Below are 2,319 nucleotides of genomic sequence, written 5' to 3'. Positions count from 1 at the left end.
TGGCTACCAGGAGGAAGATACTCTTCTTCCACTGGTTGTCAAGAGGAGAAACACCTGGGCAGGCAACTGCCAGGCTTGGAGGGGTGAGTTCGAGCTACACGAATGACAGCTCCTGGCAAGGCCCTCTATTGAGAGTCTATATTACTATAAGATTATATAAATCTTATATTAATGAAGGAGAGAGGGGGATTCGAACCCCCCGTTGGAGGTTTTAGCCCCCAAAACGATTTAGCAGACGGGTGATTGCGCTCTGGCTCACCTCTAAGTTGTTGAGAACTGAAGATGTTGTTCGGCTCGCCTGGACCGTTTGGGCACGGATTTCCGCGCATTGGGATAAATTGGGATAAGCTTTAGTGCACCAGATGCGGGCTCTCGCTAGTATTTTCTCATCGGGAATGGCGCTAACCCCAGCACGTGCCGGCGAGCCACAAACCACAACCGGCTATTGATCGCACTCAATTCCGGGGTGCTGCGAGTCAGATAGCGGGCCACACAGCCTCCGCGAGCCAGTGCGCTCACGCCTCCAAAGATCCCCGTGGTCTCGTCAATGGTCTGTTGCAGCGCCTTGGCAACTTTTTCCCAGTCCGCAAACCCACCGGCAAACACGCTGAGGCTGGCCATGTAGTTGAAATCCTCCATGACGCCCATCTGAGAGGGATCGCGAAGGTAGGGGGTGATCCTCGTGCGATTCAGCATAAGCGGCTTCTCTTGCAGGAACACTTCGGTTTTCAGGTCCATATCACGAAAGCTCCATCGTTCTCCGCAAGCCAATCTACCGGCTGCAAATGATTCCAGCACGATTGTCTTGCTCCCCCCACTTAGGTTTATTCGAAGCGTCTGACACAGACTTGCGCCCGCGTGAGGGATAGTGTGATCGGGAACGTATTCGAGGATGGCGTCCTCGCCAAGCTGGATGGCGGTATGTTGGAAGGCAGGTTGCCGGGGGGTACGGTAGACTCTGGTGGCCGAAGGCGTGGTTAGCAAAACGTGTGTTCCGTTCCCCTGCTGCACGCGGGTTATCAAGGAGTCGCCGCCCAAAACGCCCCCGGTCGGATTGAGAAGCATGAGATACGCGGTGCCGTCCTCGAGCTGGAACGGAGTGAGCGCTTGAAGAGGCAGTGTATACCTATATTGCCGCAGAATTGTGCGGCCGCCGCTTCGTGCGAACCTGAGATCCAAGAGGCCATCGCGGCCGGAGCGCTCACGACTCGAACAATAGCCCGTGTCGGATCCAGTGGATGACGCTATCGATTCCCGATCCGTTCTTGAGATTCGTAAAAACGTACGGTCTCTCTCCTCGAATGCGCTTCGCATCCCGGTCCATAATAGCGAGATCTGCGCCTACATAAGGCGCCAGATCGATTTTGTTGATGATCAGCAAGCCGGAATTCATGATGCCAGGTCCGCCTTTGCGTGGAATTTTGTCGCCTTCGGCCACATCGATCACGTAAATGGTGGCATCCACAAGTTCAGGGCTGAACGTTGCCGCCAGGTTGTCTCCTCCACTTTCGATGAAAAGAATGTCCATTCTGGGAAACTGCTTGATCAGCAGGCCGGCTGCTTCGAGGTTCACGGACGCGTCCTCGCGTATCGCCGTATGGGGGCACCCGCCGGTTTCGACCCCCACGATACGTTCCGGCGTAAGAACCCCACGCCGAGTCAGAAACTCCGCGTCCTCACGAGTGTAGATATCGTTGGTGATGACGGCCAGGTCGTAGTGCGTTTGCAATCTTCGGCACAGAGCTTCGACCAGTGCCGTTTTACCCGAGCCCACGGGTCCGCCTATGCCGATTTTCAACGGCTTGCTGATCATGACCGGAACAGTCTGGCCTCAAGGTTGGCGTGCTTCATCGCCGCGATTTCCTGCGCGGGCGCAAAGCTCCAGAGATCCCGCTCATCTTTTCCTTGAAGATCGGCCGCAAGTTTGGCGATGCGAGGCCTGGCTGCCGCGAGGATCTTCTGGCCGCCAAGCTGGCCCAGAGGCAGAAGACGCAGCGCAGCGCCCACCAAAGCAGAGCTGGCCGCGTACAAATAGGAGGACGCCAAAGCTTCTTCCGGCCAGTTCAGGATTGCGCCGGCGATGCCAAAGCACACCGCATGATGGCCGAGTGTCAGATCGCTCGTGATCGCGCCTCCGAATCGCACGACGAAAGAATCGGTACTCGTATGGACTAAAACCCGCAAGACCTGACGACCCATTTGACGGCTTGCGTTTCGCGATTCGCAGGCTACCTTGATGGCGTCGAGCCTCTCATCAAGGGCAACACATCCATCAAAATCCTGAAGCCGGCCTGCCCTTGAGGCACAGAGTGAGACAAG

At 56.4% G+C, this 2,319-nt stretch carries 3 protein-coding genes; all 3 read right to left on the bottom strand.

Features of this window, described 5'->3' with window-relative positions; all coding sequences use genetic code 11:
• Nucleotides 1–375: 375 nt before the first annotated feature.
• Nucleotides 376–1,314 (bottom strand): hypothetical protein, encoded by a 939-nt coding sequence (locus DMG62_24400; protein PYY19671.1) that lies wholly within the window; start codon nucleotides 1,312–1,314, stop codon nucleotides 376–378.
• On the bottom strand, nucleotides 1,202–1,813 hold the full coding sequence (gene ureG, locus DMG62_24395; GenBank protein ID PYY19670.1) for an urease accessory protein UreG: 612 nt from the start codon (nucleotides 1,811–1,813) through the stop codon (nucleotides 1,202–1,204). Before ureG ends, DMG62_24400 begins: the two co-directional genes overlap by 113 nt.
• A partial coding sequence (locus tag DMG62_24390; GenBank protein ID PYY19669.1) for a hypothetical protein occupies nucleotides 1,810–2,319 on the bottom strand: 510 nt, incomplete at its 5' end. The genes DMG62_24390 and ureG, both read right to left, overlap by 4 nt.

This window comes from Acidobacteriota bacterium (assembly GCA_003225175.1).
Classification (GTDB): domain Bacteria; phylum Acidobacteriota; class Terriglobia; order Terriglobales; family Acidobacteriaceae; genus Gp1-AA112.
Note: the sequence above shows the minus strand (reverse complement) of the source record. Positions and strands in the feature narration are given on the sequence as shown.

Excerpts from the sequence above, each read along its gene's own strand:
- DMG62_24400 (PYY19671.1), bottom strand. The coding sequence starts at position 1,314 with ATGCGAAGCGCATTCGAGGAGAGAGACCGTACGTTTTTACGAATCTCA.
- ureG (PYY19670.1), bottom strand. The coding sequence starts at position 1,813 with ATGATCAGCAAGCCGTTGAAAATCGGCATAGGCGGACCCGTGGGCTCG.